Origin of the sequence: Dokdonella sp. (genome assembly GCF_036518555.1) — a bacterium.
In the GTDB taxonomy this organism is placed as follows: Bacteria; Pseudomonadota; Gammaproteobacteria; order Xanthomonadales; family Rhodanobacteraceae; genus Dokdonella_A.
The window spans coordinates 1-19,461 of the sequence record NZ_DATDMY010000338.1; the positions used below are offsets into that span (position 1 = coordinate 1).

The following is a 19,461-nucleotide window of genomic DNA, read 5'->3' on the forward strand; positions in this document are numbered from 1 at the left end:
CGCCCCGCCGCGCACGCCGCCGCAGACCGGGCCGACGCGGCCCGCGGCCGCTCCGCGGGCGCGATGCACGCATTCAGCGAAAACGGACCGGCAAAGTGTAGGATTGCGACAATGGACGATTAAGGGGATCGTCCACGTTACAGGGGTACGACCACATGACGATCCGTCCGCTAGCGGCCGCGACCGACTCCGCGGCCTGGTACGCCAGCCGCCCATGGACGTCGCGGTATCCGGCCAACCTGCCGCACGACATCCGCGTGCCGCCCGACGATACGATGCTGGCACTGCTGCAGGACGCGTGTGCGCGCTTCGCCGAACTGGCCGCGTTCGAACTCGACGGCACCAAGCTGACCTTCGCCGACTGGGCGCGACAGGCCGATGCGCTCGCGCGCTTCTTCGTGCACGAGTGGAAGCTGGAGCAGGGCGACCGCGTACTGTTCCTGCTGCCGAACGTGCCGGCGTTCCCGATCGCGCTGCTTGCGGCGTGGACCGCGGGTGTCGCCGTCATGCCCGTCTATGTCGCCGCGACCTCGCAGGAGATGGAAGGGCCCATCCGTGCGATCGCGCCGAAGGCCGTGGTCGGCCTCGACGTGCTGATGCCGACCCTGCGCGCTGCGCGCGGCAGCGAGGCGATGAAGCAGCTCGTCGTGACCGTCGCGCCCGACCTGTTCGGCGTCGCGGCGCCGGGGCCCGCGGAGGCGGTCGCGTTCGAGCAGGCGCTCTCGCGCGGCATGCGGCTGCCGCCCGTGCGGCGCGACGTGCGCGCGGACGATCTCGCACTGATGTCGTATACGGGCGGAACCACCGGCGTGTCCAAGGCGGTGCGGACCACGCATGCGAACATGCGTGCGGGCATCGAGATCCTGCGCGTGACGATGGAAGACCACACCTGCCGGGCCGGCGGGCTCGTCGCGAGCGTGCATCCGTTCTCGCACGCAGCGGGCATGTCGGTGAACCTGCTGCAGTACTCGAGCCGCGGCGTGACGCAGCTGCTGTTCCCGCGCATGGTCGACGCCGAGCGCGTCGTGGCCGGCTGGCGCGGCCGACCGATCAACTCGATCCTCGCCGGGCCGGCCTTCCACAACCGCCTCATGGCGACGCCCGGTTTCGCCGAACTCGACTTCTCGGCGTTGCGTTCGGGCCTCGTGGGCGGCATGCCGCTGCGCGCGGACATCCGCGACCGCTTCGAGCAGATCACGGGCAAGCCGCTGCTGCAGGGATACGGCCTCACCGAGACGTCGGTGCCGATCGCGGGCGAACTCGGCTTCGAGCGCCATCTCGGCAGTGTGGGATTTCCGTTCCCGTCGGTCGAGGTCACGATGCGCGATCCGGATGCGCCCGACCTGCGCGCGGTCGCGCCTGGCGAGATCGGCGAGGTCTGGCTGCGCGGCCCGTTCCTGATGTCGGGCTACGACCAGCGGCCCGACGAGAATGCGCGCGCGATCACCGCGGACGGCTGGTTCCGCACCGGCGACCTCGGCCGCATGGAACCGAACGGCGCGTTGTACCTGCTCGGGCGCATCAAGGACATGATCAACGTCGACGGCGCGAACGTGTATCCGGCCGCGATCGAGGACGTGGTCGGCGCGCATCCCGGCATCGCCGACGTGTGCGCGGTCGGCATGCCCGACGAGGAGGACGGTGAACGGGTGCGCCTGTTCATCGTCAAGCGCGACCCGCTGCTCGACGAGGACGCGGTGCGTGCGTGGTGCCTCGAGAAGCTCTCGCACTTCAAGCAGCCCAAGCGCGTCGAATTCCTCGATGCGCTGCCGCGCTCGGCCGTCGACAAGCTGCTTCGGCGCGAACTCGCCGAACGATCGCTGTAGTGATTCGTACGGGCGAACCGGCGTCGCGGCGGTTCGCCCATGCCGGGCCGTGCGGGACCGCACGCGCTGCGCGCCTGCCCCGCGCGGCAACAGCTGCCGTCGGCTCCTAGTGGAATGAACCGAGCGCGTTCCATTCGGCCAGTCGGTCGCGCGTGTCGCGCTCACGTGGTTCGACCACCTGCCATTCGGAAATGCGTTGCGCGTCGAGTGGCAAGCCGAACACGTCGACGAACTGGCCGCGGCGGAACGTCGCCGATTGCCACGCGCCGTCGCCGATGCGCACCTGCACGTCCTGACCTTCTTCGGGGGTGATGCCGTTCATTGCCGTTCTCCGGGCTGTCGTTCGACGGCCATGCGCGCCGTCGGGCGCCCGCCGCCGCCCGCAGTGGATGCCGCGGGCCTACGAGCATGCTCGTACAACGAGGAGCGATCGGTGTTGCAGGAACTGCGGTCCTGCGGCGGCTGCGGTGTCGTGCCCGCGTTCATGGCGGCGCCGGCGTGCTCGGCGACACGCGCGGATCGGCGTGCGGTCGGCCTTTCGCGGCCGGCTCGGCGGGCTCCGCGCACGCGACGGGGCCGGCCGGCAGCGCGTGCTGCGTCGGCCATCTCCCGGCATCGACGGCGATTGCGCCGCGAAGCCGGCGTCGATCGGGCCATTGCGCCCCGGACATGGGGTGCGCGGATCGGCGCGCCAGGCGGGGACGGCATACCGGCGGAGAGCGCCGGCGGCGGTGCGGAGCAGCCTAGGCGGCGGCGCACGGTGCGACGATGACGTGCGAGATGTACGACGATGGGCGCCTGCGCGATCGTCGGCAGCGCGTGGCCGCGGTGGAGCGTCGCGTGAAGCTGGCGTCGGGCACGGGCCTGCGCGGCGTCGACGAGGCCGGTGTCGGCGCGAACGGTCCGATGCCGAGCGTGACGAGGAAATTCATCGTCGCGCCGTCGCTACGATCACGCCGAGGAACGCGAGCGCAGGAACGGCGAGCGCAGCCAGCAGCAAGGTCACGATCATGCAGGGGGACTCTGCGCGACGAGCGGCGGGCACGACACGTCTGCGAGGGTCGCGCGCGAGGCCGCTTGCAGTACAGTGGCGCGGCCCGGGTCCGCGGGTGTCCGGAGTCGTCCATGTCGCCGCCCTGGGTCTCGTCGCTCGCCACGCTGCCGGAATTCCTCGCCTATTTCGCCACTGCGCTCGCTTATGCCGCCGCGTTCGTGCTCGTGTACGTCGCGATCACGCCGCAGCGCGAGATCGCGTTGATCCGCGCGAACAATGGCGCCGCCGCGATCTCGTTCGGCGGCGCGTTCCTGGGCTTCGTGGTCCCGCTCGCGTCGGCGGTCGCCCACTCGGCCGACATCGTCGACTGCGCCGTCTGGAGCGCCGTCGCGCTGCTCGTGCAGCTGCTCGCGTTCGTCGTCGCGCGCGCGTTGCTGCCGGACCTGCCAGCCCGCATCGAGCGCGACGAGCGCGCGGCTGCGACGTTCGCGGCGACGCTGTCGATCGGCGTCGGCATCCTCGACGCCGCGTGCATGACCTGGTGAGGCATCGATGAAGCGAACCCGTCGACTCGCGCTGATCGCGATGGCCCAGGTGCCCGTCCTGCTCGCCGGCTGCGGCGAGGAAGAGAAGCTGCGCGAGGGTTTCTACACGAGCATCGAGGCCTGCCGGAGCGACGGCAACAGCGTGGAGGTCTGCGACAAGGCCCTCGCGGCTGCGGCGCGGGCGCACGCGGATGCGTCGCCGAAGTACGCGAGCCGCGAGCAGTGCGTGAAGGACTACGGCGACCTCTGCGCCGAGCGCGAGCGCGGCGGCGGCGTCTGGGTGCCGCTGATGGCGGGCTTCATGCTCTCTCGGATGCTCGGCGCGAACCGCGCCCCCGGCGATGTCGAGGCCAACCCCGTATACCGCGATCGGACGGGTCGCTACACGGAGCGCTACTGCAATCGCGACGACTACGGATGCAGGCGCGGCGGCTCCGGGATCGGTACCGCGTGGCGCGAGCGCCCGGTCGAGAGTGCGCCGAATCGAGCGGTCACGAAGACTCGCGCGGGCTTCGGCGCGAGTTCGTCGGCACGCGGCGGCTGGGGCCGCTCGTTCGGCGGCTAGGGCGCCGTGCGTCGCGTTCCGATCGCCGAGCGCGCCGACTGGCGGGTGAGCGCCGAGTCCTTCGGCTTTCGCTTCCACACGATCGACGGCGCGCCGTACTGGGACGAAAGCGCGTACTTCGCGTTTTCGCTCGAGCAGATCGAGCGCGACATCGAGGCGCCGACGCTGGAACTGCATGGGATGGCGATGGATCTCGTCGGCGAGATCGTCGCGAGCGAATTCCTCATGCACCGGCTCGGCATTCCCGAGCACTACCGCGACTGGATCGCACGCTCGTGGCGGGAGGGCGCGCCGCACCTCTACGGACGCATGGATCTCGCCTACGACGGGCGTGGACCCGCGAAGCTCTACGAGCTCAACTACGACACGCCGACGTCGCTCTACGAGGCTGCGTTCTTCCAGTGGCTCTGGCTCGAGCAGCAGATCGAGCGCGGCGCGCTGCCGCGCGGCGCGGACCAGTACAATCTGATCCAGGAGCACGTGGTCGAGACCTTCGCGACGATCGCGCGACGGCTGCCGCGACCGCTGTACTTTTCCGCGGTGCGCGATTCGCCCGAAGACCAGGGCACGATCGCCTACTTGGCCGACTGCGCCGCGCAGGCGGGACTCGCGACGCGGACGATCGCGATCGAAGACATCGGACTGGCGGCGGACGGACGCTTCACCGACCTCGACGATGCGCCGATCCGTGCGCTGTTCAAGCTCTACCCCCTCGAGTTCATGTTCGCCGACAGCTTCGGCGCGGCGCTGCCCGGTGCGGACCTCGTGCTGATCGAGCCGCCGTGGAAGGCGTCGCTGAGCAACAAGGGCATCCTGCCGCTGCTGTGGGAACGCCACCGCGGCCACCCGAACCTGCTGCCCGCGTTCTTCGACGATCGGCCCGAGGTCGACCTGCCGCGTGGCTGGGTGCGCAAGCCGCTGTTGTCGCGCGAGGGCGCGAACATCGAGCTGCATGGCGACGCGGGCGAGCGCCTGCGATCGGACGGACCCTACGGCGACTCGCCATGCATCCGGCAGGCGTTTCATCCGCTCGTGGAATTCGGCGGCGGTTACCCGCTGGTCGGCAGCTGGGTCGTCGGCGACCGCGCGAGCGGGATCGGAGTGCGCGAGGACGACTCGCCGATCACGCGCGACACGGCCCGCTTCGTGCCGCACGCGATCGTGTAGGGGGTCGCAACGCAGGAGGCGTCGCAATCCCCAAACGACGACGACCCCGCTCGGACGGCGGGGTCGTCAGGTCCGGATCCCGGGGCATGGACGGGGCGTGCGCGCCCGTCGCGGGCGTCAGCCTTGCGCGAGCCACTCCAAGACGCCGCCGTGCTTGGCGCACGCGCCTTCGCGCTTCTTGGCGTAACTGAACGAAAGATCCTTGCACTGCGCGCTCGCTTCGAGGCCGCTGCCGCTGCCCGAGTCCTTCCTGGCTTCCGACTTGGCCACGCACTTGCCGTCGGCATCGAGCTTGCCGATCGTCGCGCCGGACTGGCCCTGCGGGCCCGCGACGCGTGCGGTGCAGCTGTCGCCTTCGGCTGCGAACGCGGAAGAGGACGCTACGGCGAGGGCCAGGATTGCCGAGCAGGCCGCTGGACGAAGAATGTTCATGGTGTACATGCCTCCACGCCATCGTCAGGGTGACGTAGGTTTATAAGCATTTTACGTGCCAGTTGCGTCCGGATCGGGCCGATGTCGCGGTCCGTGCCGCATTGGCCAAGCCTGGCGCGGCCTTGGCAACCACGGGCAGCGGCTGGGCCGCAGCGTCACGCGACCCTCGCACCCGCCCAGACGCGTCACGGTTTGTCAATCCCGGACGAAACCGGACGTTTAGCCATCCGCGCGCGGCTCAATCGAAGCCGTCGGCGAAGAGGCGTTCGCCCGTCCAGACGTAGACGGCTCCCTGGTCCGTGAACTCGAGGTCGCGGCCCAACGCGCCAGCGAACAGCGTGCTGTCCGCGTGGAAGTCCAGCGTGAACCCGAATGCATCGCCGGCGACGGGGTCGGGCAGCTCGAGCTTCTGTTGCTGCGTCCACAGACCGGCGGTCTTCTCGAACAGGTACACCGCGCCCGCATTCCCCGGCGCGCTGCAGCCGATCGCGAGCGTGGCCGCGGACATCGCGACGTGCCAGCACCAGGTGTCGGGTGTCGCATCCTCGGGCAGCAGGCTCGCCTCGGGCAGCCAGCCGCCCGGCGTGCGCCGATAGAGCTGCACCGGCACCGCCGGATTGTTGCTCGCGGCGGCGAACCAGTCGCCGCGCAGGCTCGCGTCGATCCCGAGCCCCTGGCCCGGCAGCGAGCCGTCGAGCGTGTCCTGCAACTGCCAACTGCCGCCGACGCGCGCGTAGACGCCGATCTCGCCGACGTCCGCGTTGGCGCCGAAGTACGCGAGCATCGCGGTATCACCCTCGAGGCGTACCGGCCAGCCGACATGGTCGATCGTCTGGACCGGCGTCCACGTACCGGTGTCCGCGCGCGTATAGACGAACGTGCTGTCGTGGCGGTTGCTGATCATCGCGGTGCCGGCATCGAATGCGACGCCTTCGCCGAATTCCTCCTCGTATCCGGGTGCGACCGGCAGGAACTGGCGCTCGAGCGACCACGTCGCGCCGTCGCGGTGGAACGCGTAGACGGCGCCGGCGGCGTCGACATCGCCCTGCGTGCGGCCGATCGCGCTGACCAGCGCGACGTCGCCCTGCAAGGCGATGCGCGAGCCGAAATAGTCGCCGGCCATCCCGTCCGGCGCGAGGATGCGCGATTCGAACGCGTACTGCGCCCCGGCGCGCCGGTACACGTACACTGCGCCGCGTTCCTGCTGCAGCCCGACGTCCTCTTGCGGCGCGCCGACGAACAGCGTGTCGCCGTCGCTCGCGAGCGTGCTCGCGCGCGCGCCGCTGAGGCCCTGGCCGAGGTCGAGTTCGCGCGCGAGCGAGAGCGTTTCGTTCCCCCAAGCCCCGAACAGTACGACGCCCTGCGCGGCATTGCCGTACATCGCCGCGCCCGCGTTGCCGGCAATGAGGGTGGGGCCGCTGCGGTCGACGTCGATGCGGTAGCCGAGGTGTTCGTTCGCGTCCCCGAACGGGTCGGTGTCGACCGACACCGCGGCGACGCTCGTGAAGCTGCTCGTGAAGCGCACCATTTCGATCGCGCCGGCGCCGGCGGCCTGCGCGCCGCTGTCGCACTGGCCAATGGCGGCCCACGAGCCATCGAGCGCGAGCGCGCAGCCCCAACCATCGGTGGCCGACGGCGACGGTGCCTGCAGCACCGTGCGCGCGGTCCAGACGCCGTTCGTGCGCGTGAAGCTGTGCACGCGCCCGCTGCGGCCGGTGCCCGCGTTCGACGGCGAACTCACGAGCAGGCGGTCGGGCGTCGACGGGTCGGCGCCGCTGATCGCGACGGCGCTGCTGAAGCGGTTGCCCGTGAGATCGCCCGCGCTCTGCACGAGGTGCGCGACCTCGTCCCAGGTGTCGATCGGGAGTTCGTAGACGTACGCGGCACCTGCTTCCGCGTACCCGCCGACGGTTTCGCGCGGCGCGCCGACGACGATCGCACCGGCGACGATCGCAACCGACGCACCGAACAGGGCTCCCGCGTGCGGCGTCGAGGGCAGCAGGTTCGTCGAGGACCATGAGTCGCCGTTGCGGCGGAAGATGCGGATACGTCCCTGGTTCTGTCCGGCCGCGCCGTCGTAGCCCGGCTCGCCCGCCACGACGATGTTGCCCGACGTGGCCACACGGTCGAAGTAGGCGCTCTGCGTCGAAACGCTGTAGCCGAGCTGCCACGCGGTGGGCGTGTGCTCGAAGATCTGCACATAGCTTCGGCTCGTCGCGGAGTCGAAGGCGCTGATCGCGAGCGTGCCTTCGCGCAACGAGAGCATCGCGCTGGAATCGCCGGGAAGGTCGACGTCGTGCCCCGCCTCGCGCACCCATTCGCCGTTCGAGCGCACGTAGGTGCGTACCTTGCCGGGGCGGGTCGGGATGCCGAGATCGGCGGCGACCGCGATGTCGCCGTCGATCGCCACGGAATAGCCGAACACGCCCCCGGGCGATCCCTCGCCGGATGCGATCGCACCGAGCTCCTGGCGGAGCGCATAGTCGGCCGCCGGTGCGGGCGAGACGGTGGCGAACGCGCAGAGCGCGAAGGCCGCCAGCGCGCCGCGCAGGCGCGAAGACGGAGTGGACCAGTTGAGGACGAGCGACATGGCGGATCTCGTTTTCGGGTGCCCATCCGCTCCACGCAAGCGGGTACTCGCGCGGGCCATCGGATGCGCGCCTCGACGTACCGCGAGGCTGCGATTCGACCGGCGCAGATGCGGCTGGGTGCGATGGCTGAGTCTGGCCCGCTCCTGCGCGGCCGGTTCCGTGGCGCAGGTCCAACCGTTTCAATCCGTCACAAAGTGACCGGCATGGCTCGACCCGCGCTGAGGCCGTGTCGAGGGAAGTGCGCGAAGCGCATGAAATCGTTCGCGCATCGGCCAGCGTGCCCATTGGCCCCGTTGTTGCTTGCCGGTTCCGTCGACGCGGACTCGGGCGATGCCCACGGCTGCGCGCTGGCGTGGACGCATGGACGGAGGAGCAGGGGGCGCTCGGTGACGTTGAAGACCAACCACACTCCGTGGGACGACGCGCTCGCGCGCATCGACCCCGCGCGCTTCGAAGCGTTGCTTGCCGACTATTTCCGCGGCCGCGGTTGGGTCGTCGAGCAGGTCGGCGCCGACTTCACCGGCCAACGCTTCGACCGCGGCTTCGATCTGGCGCTGCGCCGCGAAGACGCGCACGTGATCGTGCAATGCAAGCGCTGGAAGGCGTTCCAGGTGCCGCACCACGAAGTGCGCGAGCTGCACGCGATCATGCTCAACGAGGCGGCGACCGGCGCGATCTACGTCACCAGTGGCGAGTTCACTGCGGCTGCGATCGACGTGGCCGCGCGCCTGGGGCAGCTCGAGCTCGTCGACGGCGACGCGCTGCGCGCGATGCTCGACCAGGATACGGTCGAAGCCGCGGCACGCGACGGTGCGCCGCCGATGTACGCGCATCCCCAGTTGACGCTCAGCGCAGGTCCGCGGGTCAGACCGGCGCCGCGACGCGGCCTGCTCGTCCCGGCGCTCGCGCTCGCCGCGTGCGTCGTCGTCTGCGCGGGTGTCGTGCATTCGCTCAATGCGATGGTGCGTCCGCTGCCGCGCATGACCGCGACGCGTGGCGCGCGCGTCCCGCCGGTTCCGGACGATGCGGGGCGGCAGTCGGCTGCGCCCGCGCTCGACCCGTATTCGCTCGCAGGCGAGGGCAGCGCCATGCGTCGTGCGCCTTCGGAGGACGACGCGGCGCGCGCGCGGGACGTCACCGGGCGCAACTCGGCGCCCGCAGTTCCGCGCGGCATCGACATCGACGCCGCCCGCGCGGCCGTGCGTCCGTTGGACGGCGTGCGCGACGTGTTCTGGCTCGACGACAATGACCTCGTCGTCGTGGTCGATCGTGATCGGGTGAACGCGGACGGAATGATCGGCACGGTGTGCAGGGCGCTCGCGCCCCTCGGCGACAATGCGTCGGTCGTCGTCGAGCTGCAATGGGCTGCGTCGAAGAAGGCGAGCGAACCGCTGCGTTCGCGCCGGTGCGCGACGTCGCCCGCTGCGCTCGCGCCATCGATCGTCGCGCGGGGTGTCCCGGGCTCGGACGGTCGCCCGCACTGATGCTCGCCCGACTCCGCGCCAGGCTCGTGCGGGAGTCGGTTCGCAAAACCTCCTCCCGCGGGGGGAGGGAGCCAACCCCGCGGGAGGAGCGCAAGCAGGCCCATGCTGGGGAGGCCGGCGAGGGAGAGAGGGAGCCGGCGGGCCTGCCTGTTCGTCGGCGCGTCAGTCGAACCCGTTCGCGAAGATCTCGTCGGGCATCGACTGCAATTCGAACGCGCCTATGTCGGTACTCGTTCCTGATGTGCGCGCGAAGGTTGCGCCGCGCTGGTCGTTCTCGAGCGCGCCGGGGTTGCTGCCCGCGTCGATCGCCGGGCTGCCCGGCAGCAGCGCGTGCGTGCGCGTCGGACCGCCGTTGTCCGCGAGCGGAGCGAGCATCGGATCGCCGCCGAGCGAATCGCCCGGCAGCGCGACGTTCGCCGTGCCGAGCAGGTTCGTGTTGCCGGTGATCGCGTGCAGCGTCGTGATCTCGAACGACGCCCCATCGGTCGTGTGGTTGCCGGCGACGATGCTGCTCACGAGCGAGAGGTCGTATCCCGATGTCTCGCCCTGGTCGGCGATGCCGCTGCCGGCCGGCGCGGTGTTGTCGGCGACGGTGCTGTTCGAAAGCGCGAGCGTGCCGCCGTGCCGCGTGTAGAAGCCGCCGCCCATCGTCGCCGCGCTGTTGCCCGAGATCGTCGAATTCGTGACTACGAGCGGCAGAGGCGACCAGGTCCCGACGCCGCCGCCGCCGCCGACGGTGTAGTCGCCGAGGGCGCCGGCGCACGTCGCCGTATTGCCGCTGATCGTCGAGCCGGTGATCGACGACGCGGGCGGCACGCCGCGCGGGATCGACGCGATGTAGACGCCGCCGCCGCCGATCGCGCTGATGTAGGTGTATGCGCCGCTCGCGCCGACACCGGGCGTGCCGCGCACGTGATTGTCCTCGATCGTGCTGCCGGACATGATCACGGTCCGCGGCGAGCCGATGCCACCGCCCTTGGCATAGGCGATCTTCCCGGCCGAGACGTCCACCGAGACGCCGCTCACGCGGCTGTCGGTGAGTACGATGCCGTAGAGCGAGAACACGCCGCCGCCGAACGTACCGCTGAACGCGGTCGAGGCGCTCGCCGTCACGGTCGCGTCGCTGATCGTCGCGCGCGTGATGTACGAGGCCGCCGCATACACCGCGCCACCGTAGATCGTCGCCGAGATCTCGTCGGAGTGCGCGCTCGCGCTGACGCCGCTGACCGTGCTGTCGGTGAGGATGAGGCGACCGCCCGCGTCGATCGCCGCGCCCGAGACGCTCGTGCCGCTCGCGCTGCAGTGCTCGACCGCGGAATTCGTCATCGTGACGCTGCCCGAGGACAGCAGGCACGCGCCCGCGGCGAGGCCCGCGTACATGACCGGTCCGGTGTAGTCGTAGCGGCCGTTGCGCAGCGTCACGCCGTCGATGTCGAGCAGGCCGTAGCCCGTGTGCGCGATGAGGCGCGTCGCATCACCGCCGTCGATCGCGAGCTGCCCGGCGCCGGGACCGCGCACGGCGAGGTCGTACGCGCTCGTCGTGAGTGCGCCGCCGGTCAGCGAAATCGTGCTGCAGGCGAGCGTGGTCAGGTCGATCGTGTCGCCGGAGACGGCGTTGGTGAACGCCTCGCGCAGCGATCCGGCGCCCGCGTCGTCGCAGTTGGTGACCGTGATCGTCGACGCCGGGCGCGGCGCTGCCGGCGCCGGCAGCGCGTCGCGGTGGGCCAGCTGGTGGCGAATCGCGGCCGTCTGCTGACCCATCCGCAGGCCGGTGTTGAAGGGCGCGGATTCGGACACGCGGAGCGGCGTGAGGTCGAGCTTCGGAACCGCCGTCGCGGCGAGGGTGGGTCCGAGCGCGAGCGCCATCGCGAGGGCGAGCGGCGCCTGCGTCGGACGGAATCTCGAGCGGTTCGATGCGGAGCGGCGCATGCGGTGATCTCGTGGATGACGGAGGCCCGATTGCAGCAGGCCGCAGCCACCCAAAGCATGACGGATTCCTGACGCGATCGGTATTTTTCGTGATCCGCCGAGGACTTATGGCGCTTCCACGCATCCAAAGGGGCGGGTCAGGGTCGCGCCGGTTTTGGGCCAGGCTGCCTGGAGCCGGCTCGGCGGGTTCGGCAGGCGTCCCGCTCGGGGCGCGGGCGATCTTGCGTCCGCGGTCGACGGCCTTTCCAAGAAGGGTCTCGCAGGGATCGCCCGTGCATCGCGCGATCGGCGGCGCGACTCGCCGTCGCGCGCGGGGATCGGGAGATCGGTCGTCGAAGGCGTCGTGTCGCGTGCGCCCTGTCGCAGCGCGGGCGGCGCCTCGAATCTCAGCGGTTGAGACGCACCTCGCGCACGCTCCATCCCGCCCGGCATCCCTTCCGCACGGGCAACCACTACCCGCAGCATCCGCTCGTCGTGAGACGCCGGGACTGCGGGGCTTTTTTTTTCTCCAAGGTCCGCAATGACGGCGACGCGCGCGATCGGGATGCGTCCGTGGCGCCGACCGTCGTCGCTGCGCGGGTCAGGCGCCGGAGCCGGCGTCGACGATCTCGGCGGCGAGCGCGTGCGTCGCCGCGCGGATCGCTTCGCGGAATGCGTCGTCGTCGAACGTGCGAGCGAGCACCATGCCGCCGACGCAGAGCGCGGTGAGGGCGAGGCCGCGTTGCCGGGCGGTGTCGTCATCGCCGGCGAGTCCGGCCGCGAACACGCCGCTCATGCGCTCGACGAGCGCGCGATAAGCCTGCTTGACCCGCGCCGTTCCGTGGGCGACGTCCGACGGCAGCGCGATCATCGGGCAGTGGCCGGCGACATCGTCGAGATGCGAGCGCGAGAGATAGGCATCGACCATCTGGCGGGCGAATGCGTTCGCCGGGGCGCGCACATCGAACGCGATGTCGTGCCAGCGCGCGGATGGATCGAACTCCTCGTACGCGCGCACGACCTCGACGAACAGGTCCTCCTTGCTGGCGAAGTGGCCGTAGAAGCCGCCGCGTGTGAGCCCGGCACGCGCCATGATCTCGTCGATCGACACGTCGACGAAGCCCTTGCGGTTGAACAGGTCGCGCGCGGAGTCGACGATGCGTTCGCGCGTGCGGCTCTTGTGTTCGGCGGCGTAGGGCATGGTGCGGTTCCTGCGGGAATCGCGGCAGTCTAGCCGTGCGCCTGGAAATGTTCTTGAACATATCGTGGCTCGTCCTAGAGTCGTGCGCCGTGCACCGACAGGAGCCCTGCATGCAGCTGTACTACTTCCACACGCCCAATCCACGCCTTGCGTGCGCGGTCGCGCGCCACGTCGGCGTCGCATGCGACCACGTGCACGTCGACCTAGGCCGGGGCGAGCATCGTCGACCCGGGTATCTCGCGCTCAATCCGAACGGCAAGGTGCCCACGCTCGTCGACGACGGCATCGTGCTGTGGGAGGCGGCCGCCATCGCGTGCCATCTCGCGCGCAAGGTCGGGGACCCGCTGTGGCCGGCCGACGCCGCACGCCAGACCGAGGTCGTGCGTTGGCTGAGCTGGGAGCTCGCGCATTTCTCTCGCGCGGCCGGCGGCCTCTATTTCGAGCACGTCATCAAGCCGTGGATGGGCGCCGATGCGGACCCGGCGAAGATCGAGGAGTCGACGGCCCAGTTCCATCCGCTCGCCGCGATCCTCGACGGCCACCTGCGCGAACGCACCTACCTGCTCGGCGACGAGCTCACGCTCGCCGACTTCTTCGTCGCGCGCATGCTGCCCTACGCCGACGAGGCGCACCTGCCGATGCAGGCCTATCCGGCGCTCGTGCGCTGGAACGAGCGCCTGATGGCACTGCCCGCCTGGCGCGACCCATGGCCTGCCGCATGAACGCATCGATGCAGTTCCTGCTCGTCATCCGGCACGGCGCGTCGTTCGTTCCGTCGCCGGCACTGGTCGCCGAAATCATCGACTGGGTGGACGCCGCGCAGCGGCACGGCGTCCTCGTGGACGGGCGACCGCTGCGGCCCGCGCACGAGGCGACGAGCGTGCGCACGCGGGGTGGGCGCACCTTGCTGCGGCGGGGGTGTTTCGATTCCGCCGATGAACAGGTCGCCGCGTTCGCACTGATCGCATGCGGATCGGAAGAAGAAGCCCTCGCGATCGCGGCGAGCCATCCGATGGCGCGCGTGGCGACGATCGAAGTGCGCGAAGTCTGGCGCGGCCTCGACGTCGCGATCGACGCAGACGCGGCCGATCGCTGACACCGGACTCGGCTCGATCCGCGACCGGTCGGTTCGGTCGCGAGGCCCGCCTCCGTCGCGACCGCGGCCAGGCGGACTTCGCCGGGGGCTCCCACGCGGCGTAGAATCGCAGGCCGTTCGAAGGAGGCAGCCATGGCCACCGGTTGGGCCGGCGACGGCGCGGTGCAGGACCAGATCGACGCGACCGTCGAAGACGCGGTCAAGCGCGCGCGCAGCCGCCTGCAGCGCGGACCGGGCCTCACGCACTGCGAGGAATGCGAGGCACCCATCCCTGCGGCGCGCCGCAAGGCAGTGCCCGGCGTACGCCTGTGCGTCGCATGCCAGGGCGCGCACGACCGCGAGCAGTCCGCCCACGGCGGCTACAACCGCCGAGGCAGCAAGGACAGCCAGCTGCGCTGAGCGCGCCGCAGCCATCGAACCGACGGGCGGGGATTGTCGAATCGGCGCGGTTCCGTTCGTCGTCGTCGACGAGCGGCCGTCGTGGAACCGATCGCCGCACCATCACGGATACGGAGGAATCACCTTGACTACCGACCTCGATGCCGGCAAACGCTGGCTCGCCCTGATCGTGCTGTGCCTCGGCGTGCTCATGATCGTGCTCGACACCACGATCGTGAACGTCGCGCTGCCGTCGATCCGTGCCGACCTCGGTTTCACCGAGACGTCCCTCGTCTGGGTCGTCAACGCCTACATGCTCACGTTCGGTGGCTGCCTGCTGCTCGGCGGACGCCTCGGCGACCTGTACGGCCACAAGCGCCTGTTCCTCGTCGGCCTCACGCTGTTCACCCTCGCGTCGCTCGGATGCGGGCTCGCGCACGGCCAGGGCGTACTCGTCGCCGCGCGCGCCGTGCAGGGGCTAGGCGGCGCGGTCGTCACCGCAGTCGCGCTGTCGCTGATCATGATGCTGTTCACGGATGCGACCGAGCGCGCGAAGGCGATGGGCGTGTACGGTTTCGTCTGCGCCGGCGGCGGCAGCATCGGCGTGCTGCTCGGCGGCCTGCTCACGAGCACGCTGAGCTGGCACTGGATCTTCCTCGTCAACATTCCGATCGGTGCGCTCGTGTTCGCGCTGTTCGTGAAGCTGGTACCCGCGGTGCATTCGTCGAGCGAAGGCCACAGGCTCGACGTCGGCGGTGCGTCGAGCGTCACCGCCTCGCTCATGCTCGCGGTCTACGCGATCGTCAACGGCAACGAGGCGGGCTGGCTTTCGGCGCAGACGCTCGGCCTGCTCGCTGCCGCCGCGGTACTGCTCGGCGTGTTCCTCGCGATCGAGTCTCGCGTGCGCTCGCCGTTGATGCCGCTCGGCCTTTTCCGCCTGCGCAACGTCGCGACCTCGAACGTAATCGGCGTGCTGTGGGCGGCGGCGATGTTCGCGTGGTTCTTCATCTCCGCGCTCTACATGCAGCTCGTGCTCGGTTACGGGCCGATGCAGGTCGGACTCGCATTCCTGCCCGCGAACCTCATCATGGCCGCGTTCTCGCTCGGCCTGTCGGCGAAGATCGTCATGCGCTTCGGCCTGCGCGGGCCGATCGGGGTCGGCCTGCTGCTCGCCGCGGCCGGTCTGCTGCTGTTCGCGTTCGCGCCGGTCGACGGTCGCTTCGAACTGCACGTGTTGCCGAGCATGTCGCTGATCGGCGTCGGCGCGGGCATGGCGCTCAACCCGGTGCTGCTCGCGGCGATGAACGACGTCGACCCCGGCGATGCGGGTCTTGCTTCCGGCCTCGTCAACACCTCGTTCATGATGGGCGGCGCGCTCGGCCTTGCCGTGCTCGCGAGCCTTTCCGCGGCGCGTACGGAATCGCTCACCGCGACGGGCGTGTCGACCGCGCTCGCACTCACGGGCGGCTATCACGTCGCGTTCGCGGCCGGCGCCGCATTCGCGCTCGTCGCCGCACTGCTCGGCTCATTCGTGCTGCGCGCGGCGCCGCGCGCAGTCGATGCGACGGCGAGGGTCGAGCCCGCCGCCGCCGCATGATCGACCGGGCCTCGCGCGCGCGAGGCCCGATCACGCGCTTCACGCGGCGCGTGCGGCCGGCGCCGCCGGGAAATCGATCTCCGTGCGCGCGAGATGGTTCGTGTAGTTCGTGTAGATGTTGAGCACGACGTTGACGAGCACTTCGAGGATCGCGGCGTCGTCGAAACCGGCAGCCTTGAACGCGTCGAGCTCTTCGGTCGGCACGTGTCCGCGCGTGTCGACGATGCGCTGGGCGAGCGCGAGCGTCGCGGCGTCGCCGGCCGACTTCGCGCCCGCCGCGCGCGCCGCGGCGATGTCGCCGGCATCGAGGCCGACCATGCGGCCGATCGCGCTGTGCGCGGCGAGGCAGTAATCGCAGCCATTGCGTTCGCCGACCGCGAGCGCGATGAGTTCGCGCTGTTTCGCGCTGAAGCGACCGCTCGCGGCGACCTCCGCGAGCTGCAGGTACGCGTTCAATGCGACCGGCGTGTGCGCGAACGTGCGGAACAGGTTCGGCAATGCGCCGAGCTTCTTCTGGACGGCGTCGAGGCTGGCAGCGACGGCCGGGGATACGGCATCGCGCGAAAGGGCAGGGATGTACGACATGGCGTTACCTTCATGGGCTGCGTGCCGGTCGGCACGCTGCGCACTCTAGGGGCCGTGGTCGTACGCTGGGTGATGTAGAGTCTCAATAACTTGATCCATCGTCCCCGGGAGCCTCATGGACCGCCTCGACACGCTGCTGCAGCGATTTTCGGTGAGCGCACGCATGTTCCACGCGGGCGCTCTGTGCGGCATCACGGAGTTCGCCGCCGAGCCCGGCCTCGGCCAGCTGCACCTCGTGCGGCGCGGTCCGATCGGCGTGTCGCATGCGGGCGCGCCGGAGGTGCGCCTCCAGGCGCCGAGCCTCCTGCTCTATCCGCGCCCGCTCGCGCACCGCTTCGACACCGATCCGGCGGTCGGCGCCGACATGGCGTGCGCGCACCTGAGCTTCGCCGCGGGCGGCACCAACCCCCTCGCCGATGCGCTGCCCGCGTTCATCTGCCTGCCGCTCGCCGACCTCGACGGCTGCGCGGGCGTGCTCGAGGTGCTGTTCGACGAAGCGTTCCAGCCGCGCTGTGGGCGCCAGGTACTCGTCGATCGCCTGTTCGAAGCCGTGTTCGTGTTCGTCCTGAGACGGCTCATGGACGACGGACGCATCGAGCACGGGCTGTTCGCGGGCCTGGCTCACCCGCAGCTCGCGCGCGCGCTCACGGCGATGCACGAGCGTCCCGCGCAGGCGTGGACACTCGAATCGCTCGCTGCCGAAGCCCGCATGTCGCGCAGCGCGTTCGCGGCCGCGTTCCGCGACACCGTCGGCACGACGGCCGCTGACTACCTCGCGCGCTGGCGAGTCGGCCTCGCGCAGCACGCACTGCGCCGTGGGCGCCCCCTCAAGCTCGTCGCCGACGAGGTCGGTTACGGCAGCGAGGCCGCGCTGTCGCGCGCGTTCAAGACCTGGGTCGGGCGCTCGCCACGCGAATGGCGGCGCACGCTCGAGGCGGAAGCGTCGGGCGCGGTCGCCGGTACGCGTTGATCGCCATCGGCGAACCGCACGACCGCGGCGGGCTCCGGCACCTCATTCGTGCGTCGCGCCGTCGGCGATTGCGCGGTGAACGGCGTGCCGAGCGCGGCCATCGACGCGAATGCGCCGATCGCGTCGTACCGCGTGAACACGTACGGCAGTCCTTCGCCCGCGAGCGGCGTCGGGCCGTCGCTCACGTGCAGGTGCAGGTGCGGGCCGGTCGCGTCGCCACTGAAGCCGAGCTTCGCGATCGCGCCGCCGCGCCGCACCCGCTGGCCGACCCGCACGCCCACGCTGCCGGGCAGCAGGTGCTCGTAGTGCGCGTAGCGGCCGTCGCCGAGGTCGAGCGAGACGAAATTGCCGCTCGCGTCACCGAGCGGGTGCCGAGAGGCCGCGTCGAGGCGTGCGGGCTCGGCGATCGAGTCGCGCAAGGCGACCACGGTCGCGTCGGCGACCGCGAACACGTCGGCGCCGTAACCGTACCAGTTCGCAAGCACCTGCTCGTCGCCGCGCGAAAGCCGCCCGTCACCGTCGACGCGCATCCAGTCGATCGCATGCCGGGCCGGAATGCGCACGCTGCCGTCGATCGCGAATGCGACGCGGCGATGGCCGCGTGCCATCGCCGGATCGTACAGCGCGACCCAGTCGCCGGCGCCGAGCGGCGCGCCGAGCACGACCGGCGCGCGCGCGGCGACGGGCGTGCGCGCGCCTTCGATCGTCGCGGTCGCGCCGTCGCGCGTCCATGCGATGCGATGGCGCAACGCGGCCGGAAGCGAACGCGTGGCATCGATACGCAGGTCGAAGTAGGCGATCGCGACGCGCCCGGGCGGGATCGCGCGCGTCGCGCCTTCGCCCGGTGCCGCGCCGGGCAGGCGCAGCGCAGCTTCGAGGCTGTCCTGCGCGAACGACGCCAGGTGCACCGTGGTCGCGCCGTCGAGCACGTCGATGCGCTCGAGCACGATCGGCACGCTGGCGTGGTTGGCGAAGTGGATCTCGTAGGCGAGTCGCGCGGTCGAGCCGCTGCGTACCGGCGTCGGAGCGGGGCCGACATCGAGCACGAGGCCGTCGAGCAGCGGAGCCGCCTGCGCGGCGAGCGGCAACAGCAACGCGAGGAGTCCCGCGTGCAGCGAGGTGGGCACGTCCGTCTCCGATGCGGATGGACGCCCATGCTGCCGGGCCCGCGCCAGCACCGGATGTGCTGGAAGTCGCGGCGCGCTCACCACTGCGCGAGCGCGGCGGGCGGGACGCCGACGCGACGGCAGGCGCGCGGCGCGATGCCGTCGGGCAGGGCCACGCGGAACATCGGAGCCAGCGTCCGCAGTATGCGCGACGCGGCGTGCGCTTGCAGGCGCTGCCACGCCGAGCGCTCGATCATCGCTTCGGCCCAGTCCGGCAGCAGGGCGGCGCCGGCGCCGAGAAAGGTGTCGCGCGAAATGCCGGCCAGCGGCACGGGCAGGCGGATGCGCGCGAGCACGGCGAGCACCTCGCGCGAGCGCGCGTCGAAACGCAGTTCGCGCTGCATGCGCGAGAAGTAGGCAGCGACCTCGTTCTCCGATGCGGGTACGTCGCGCGCGCCGAGCCGCTCGGCGACGCGCCGCACCTCGTCGTAATAGCGATCGGCCGCGCGCGCGGGCAAGGCGATCGGTGCGTAACGCCGGTAGCCCTCGAGGAAGCCATACGCTTCGGTCACGTGGACCCAGGTCAGCAGTCCGGCGTCGTCGGCGGAGTAGGGGCGACCGTCGGCGGCGTGCCCGCGGACGATCGCATGGATCCGGGCGACGCGCGCGATGAGCGCTTCGGCGTCGGCTCGCGAGCCGTAGGTCGTGCCCGCGACGAATGCCGTGGTGCGGCGCAGGCGGCCGACGAGGTCGGCGCGGAAGTTCGAATGATCCCAGACGCCCGCGAGCGCGAGCGGATGCAGGACCTGCAGCATGAGCGCGCACAGACCGCCCGACAGCATGCCGGGGAAGTCGGCGTGGATGCGCCAGGTCGCGCTGTCGGGCCCGAACAGGCCGGGGTCGCCTTCGGGGTGCTCGTAGTCGATGCCGTCCCGGTCGCGCGGAAACACGCCAAGCACCCAGCGGCGGATGCGTTCGCTCGCGGGCGCTGTCAAGACCTCGAGGGAGGGCGGCAT

18 protein-coding genes are annotated in these 19,461 nt (G+C 70.9%); 10 read left to right on the plus strand and 8 right to left on the minus strand.

The window, feature by feature from the left end:
- Nucleotides 1–155: 155 nt before the first annotated feature.
- Nucleotides 156–1,826 (plus strand): AMP-binding protein, encoded by a 1,671-nt coding sequence (locus VI238_RS18020; protein WP_331653849.1) that lies wholly within the window; start codon nucleotides 156–158, stop codon nucleotides 1,824–1,826.
- Nucleotides 1,827–1,932: 106 nt separating this feature from the next.
- Here VI238_RS18020 and VI238_RS18025 read toward each other — a convergent pair whose 3' ends face one another.
- Nucleotides 1,933–2,148 carry a hypothetical protein gene (locus tag VI238_RS18025; RefSeq protein WP_331653850.1) on the minus strand — a complete coding sequence of 72 codons (216 nt, stop codon included), beginning with the start codon at nucleotides 2,146–2,148 and terminating at the stop codon, nucleotides 1,933–1,935.
- A gap of 803 nt (nucleotides 2,149–2,951) precedes the next feature.
- Here VI238_RS18025 and VI238_RS18030 point away from each other — a divergent pair.
- The 3 genes from VI238_RS18030 to VI238_RS18040 are packed head-to-tail and all read left to right on the plus strand — an operon-like array spanning nucleotide 2,952 to nucleotide 5,097.
- Nucleotides 2,952–3,365, plus strand: coding sequence for a DUF350 domain-containing protein (locus VI238_RS18030; protein ID WP_331653851.1), 414 nt, complete (start codon nucleotides 2,952–2,954; stop codon nucleotides 3,363–3,365).
- A gap of 7 nt (nucleotides 3,366–3,372) precedes the next feature.
- Nucleotides 3,373–3,930, plus strand: coding sequence for a DUF1190 domain-containing protein (locus tag VI238_RS18035; RefSeq protein WP_331653852.1), 558 nt, complete (start codon nucleotides 3,373–3,375; stop codon nucleotides 3,928–3,930).
- A gap of 6 nt (nucleotides 3,931–3,936) precedes the next feature.
- The gene (locus VI238_RS18040; protein ID WP_331653853.1) at nucleotides 3,937–5,097 is read left to right on the plus strand and encodes a glutathionylspermidine synthase family protein; all 1,161 of its coding nucleotides are present in this window, start codon (nucleotides 3,937–3,939) and stop codon (nucleotides 5,095–5,097) included.
- A 117-nt stretch (nucleotides 5,098–5,214) separates the two neighbouring features.
- Here the strand turns inward: VI238_RS18040 and VI238_RS18045 are convergent, their stop codons facing one another.
- Together VI238_RS18045 and VI238_RS18050 are read right to left on the minus strand one after the other, a co-directional pair.
- Nucleotides 5,215–5,529, minus strand: a complete 315-nt coding sequence (locus tag VI238_RS18045; RefSeq protein WP_331653854.1) for a DUF3761 domain-containing protein — start codon at nucleotides 5,527–5,529, stop codon at nucleotides 5,215–5,217.
- Between the two features lie 238 nt (nucleotides 5,530–5,767).
- On the minus strand, nucleotides 5,768–8,119 hold the full coding sequence (locus VI238_RS18050; protein WP_331653855.1) for an FG-GAP repeat protein: 2,352 nt from the start codon (nucleotides 8,117–8,119) through the stop codon (nucleotides 5,768–5,770).
- Between the two features lie 387 nt (nucleotides 8,120–8,506).
- Here VI238_RS18050 and VI238_RS18055 point away from each other — a divergent pair, with 387 nt between their 5' ends.
- Entirely contained in the window at nucleotides 8,507–9,604 is a 1,098-nt protein-coding gene (locus VI238_RS18055) for a restriction endonuclease (protein WP_331653856.1), read from the plus strand.
- Between the two features lie 162 nt (nucleotides 9,605–9,766).
- Here the strand turns inward: VI238_RS18055 and VI238_RS18060 are convergent, their stop codons facing one another.
- Nucleotides 9,767–11,533 carry a choice-of-anchor Q domain-containing protein gene (locus VI238_RS18060; RefSeq protein WP_331653857.1) on the minus strand — a complete coding sequence of 589 codons (1,767 nt, stop codon included), beginning with the start codon at nucleotides 11,531–11,533 and terminating at the stop codon, nucleotides 9,767–9,769.
- Nucleotides 11,534–12,113: 580 nt separating this feature from the next.
- Entirely contained in the window at nucleotides 12,114–12,713 is a 600-nt protein-coding gene (locus tag VI238_RS18065; protein WP_331653858.1) for a TetR/AcrR family transcriptional regulator, read from the minus strand.
- Nucleotides 12,714–12,823: 110 nt separating this feature from the next.
- On the opposite strand from VI238_RS18065, the gene VI238_RS18070 reads away from it, so the two are divergent.
- The 4 genes from VI238_RS18070 (at nucleotide 12,824) to VI238_RS18085 (ending at nucleotide 15,784) form a co-directional block, all read left to right on the plus strand.
- Entirely contained in the window at nucleotides 12,824–13,435 is a 612-nt protein-coding gene (locus VI238_RS18070; protein WP_331653859.1) for a glutathione S-transferase family protein, read from the plus strand.
- Nucleotides 13,432–13,809 carry a YciI family protein gene (locus VI238_RS18075; protein WP_331653860.1) on the plus strand — a complete coding sequence of 126 codons (378 nt, stop codon included), beginning with the start codon at nucleotides 13,432–13,434 and terminating at the stop codon, nucleotides 13,807–13,809. The genes VI238_RS18070 and VI238_RS18075 overlap by 4 nt, the downstream gene beginning before the upstream one ends.
- Nucleotides 13,810–13,941: 132 nt before the next feature.
- Nucleotides 13,942–14,208 (plus strand): DksA/TraR family C4-type zinc finger protein, encoded by a 267-nt coding sequence (locus tag VI238_RS18080; protein ID WP_331653861.1) that lies wholly within the window; start codon nucleotides 13,942–13,944, stop codon nucleotides 14,206–14,208.
- 124 nt (nucleotides 14,209–14,332) lie between these two features.
- Nucleotides 14,333–15,784, plus strand: coding sequence for an MFS transporter (locus VI238_RS18085; protein ID WP_331653862.1), 1,452 nt, complete (start codon nucleotides 14,333–14,335; stop codon nucleotides 15,782–15,784).
- A gap of 39 nt (nucleotides 15,785–15,823) precedes the next feature.
- Here VI238_RS18085 and VI238_RS18090 read toward each other — a convergent pair whose 3' ends face one another.
- A complete protein-coding gene (locus VI238_RS18090; RefSeq protein WP_331653863.1) occupies nucleotides 15,824–16,369 on the minus strand; it encodes a carboxymuconolactone decarboxylase family protein in 546 nt (181 codons plus the stop codon).
- A gap of 115 nt (nucleotides 16,370–16,484) precedes the next feature.
- Here VI238_RS18090 and VI238_RS18095 point away from each other — a divergent pair, with 115 nt between their 5' ends.
- On the plus strand, nucleotides 16,485–17,339 hold the full coding sequence (locus VI238_RS18095; protein WP_331653864.1) for an AraC family transcriptional regulator: 855 nt from the start codon (nucleotides 16,485–16,487) through the stop codon (nucleotides 17,337–17,339).
- Here VI238_RS18095 and VI238_RS18100 read toward each other — a convergent pair.
- Nucleotides 17,222–18,466, minus strand: coding sequence for a M23 family metallopeptidase (locus VI238_RS18100; protein WP_331653865.1), 1,245 nt, complete (start codon nucleotides 18,464–18,466; stop codon nucleotides 17,222–17,224). The two genes, VI238_RS18095 and VI238_RS18100, sit on opposite strands and share 118 nt — an antisense overlap.
- 77 nt (nucleotides 18,467–18,543) lie before the next feature.
- Nucleotides 18,544–19,461, minus strand: coding sequence for an oxygenase MpaB family protein (locus VI238_RS18105; RefSeq protein ID WP_331653866.1), 918 nt, complete (start codon nucleotides 19,459–19,461; stop codon nucleotides 18,544–18,546).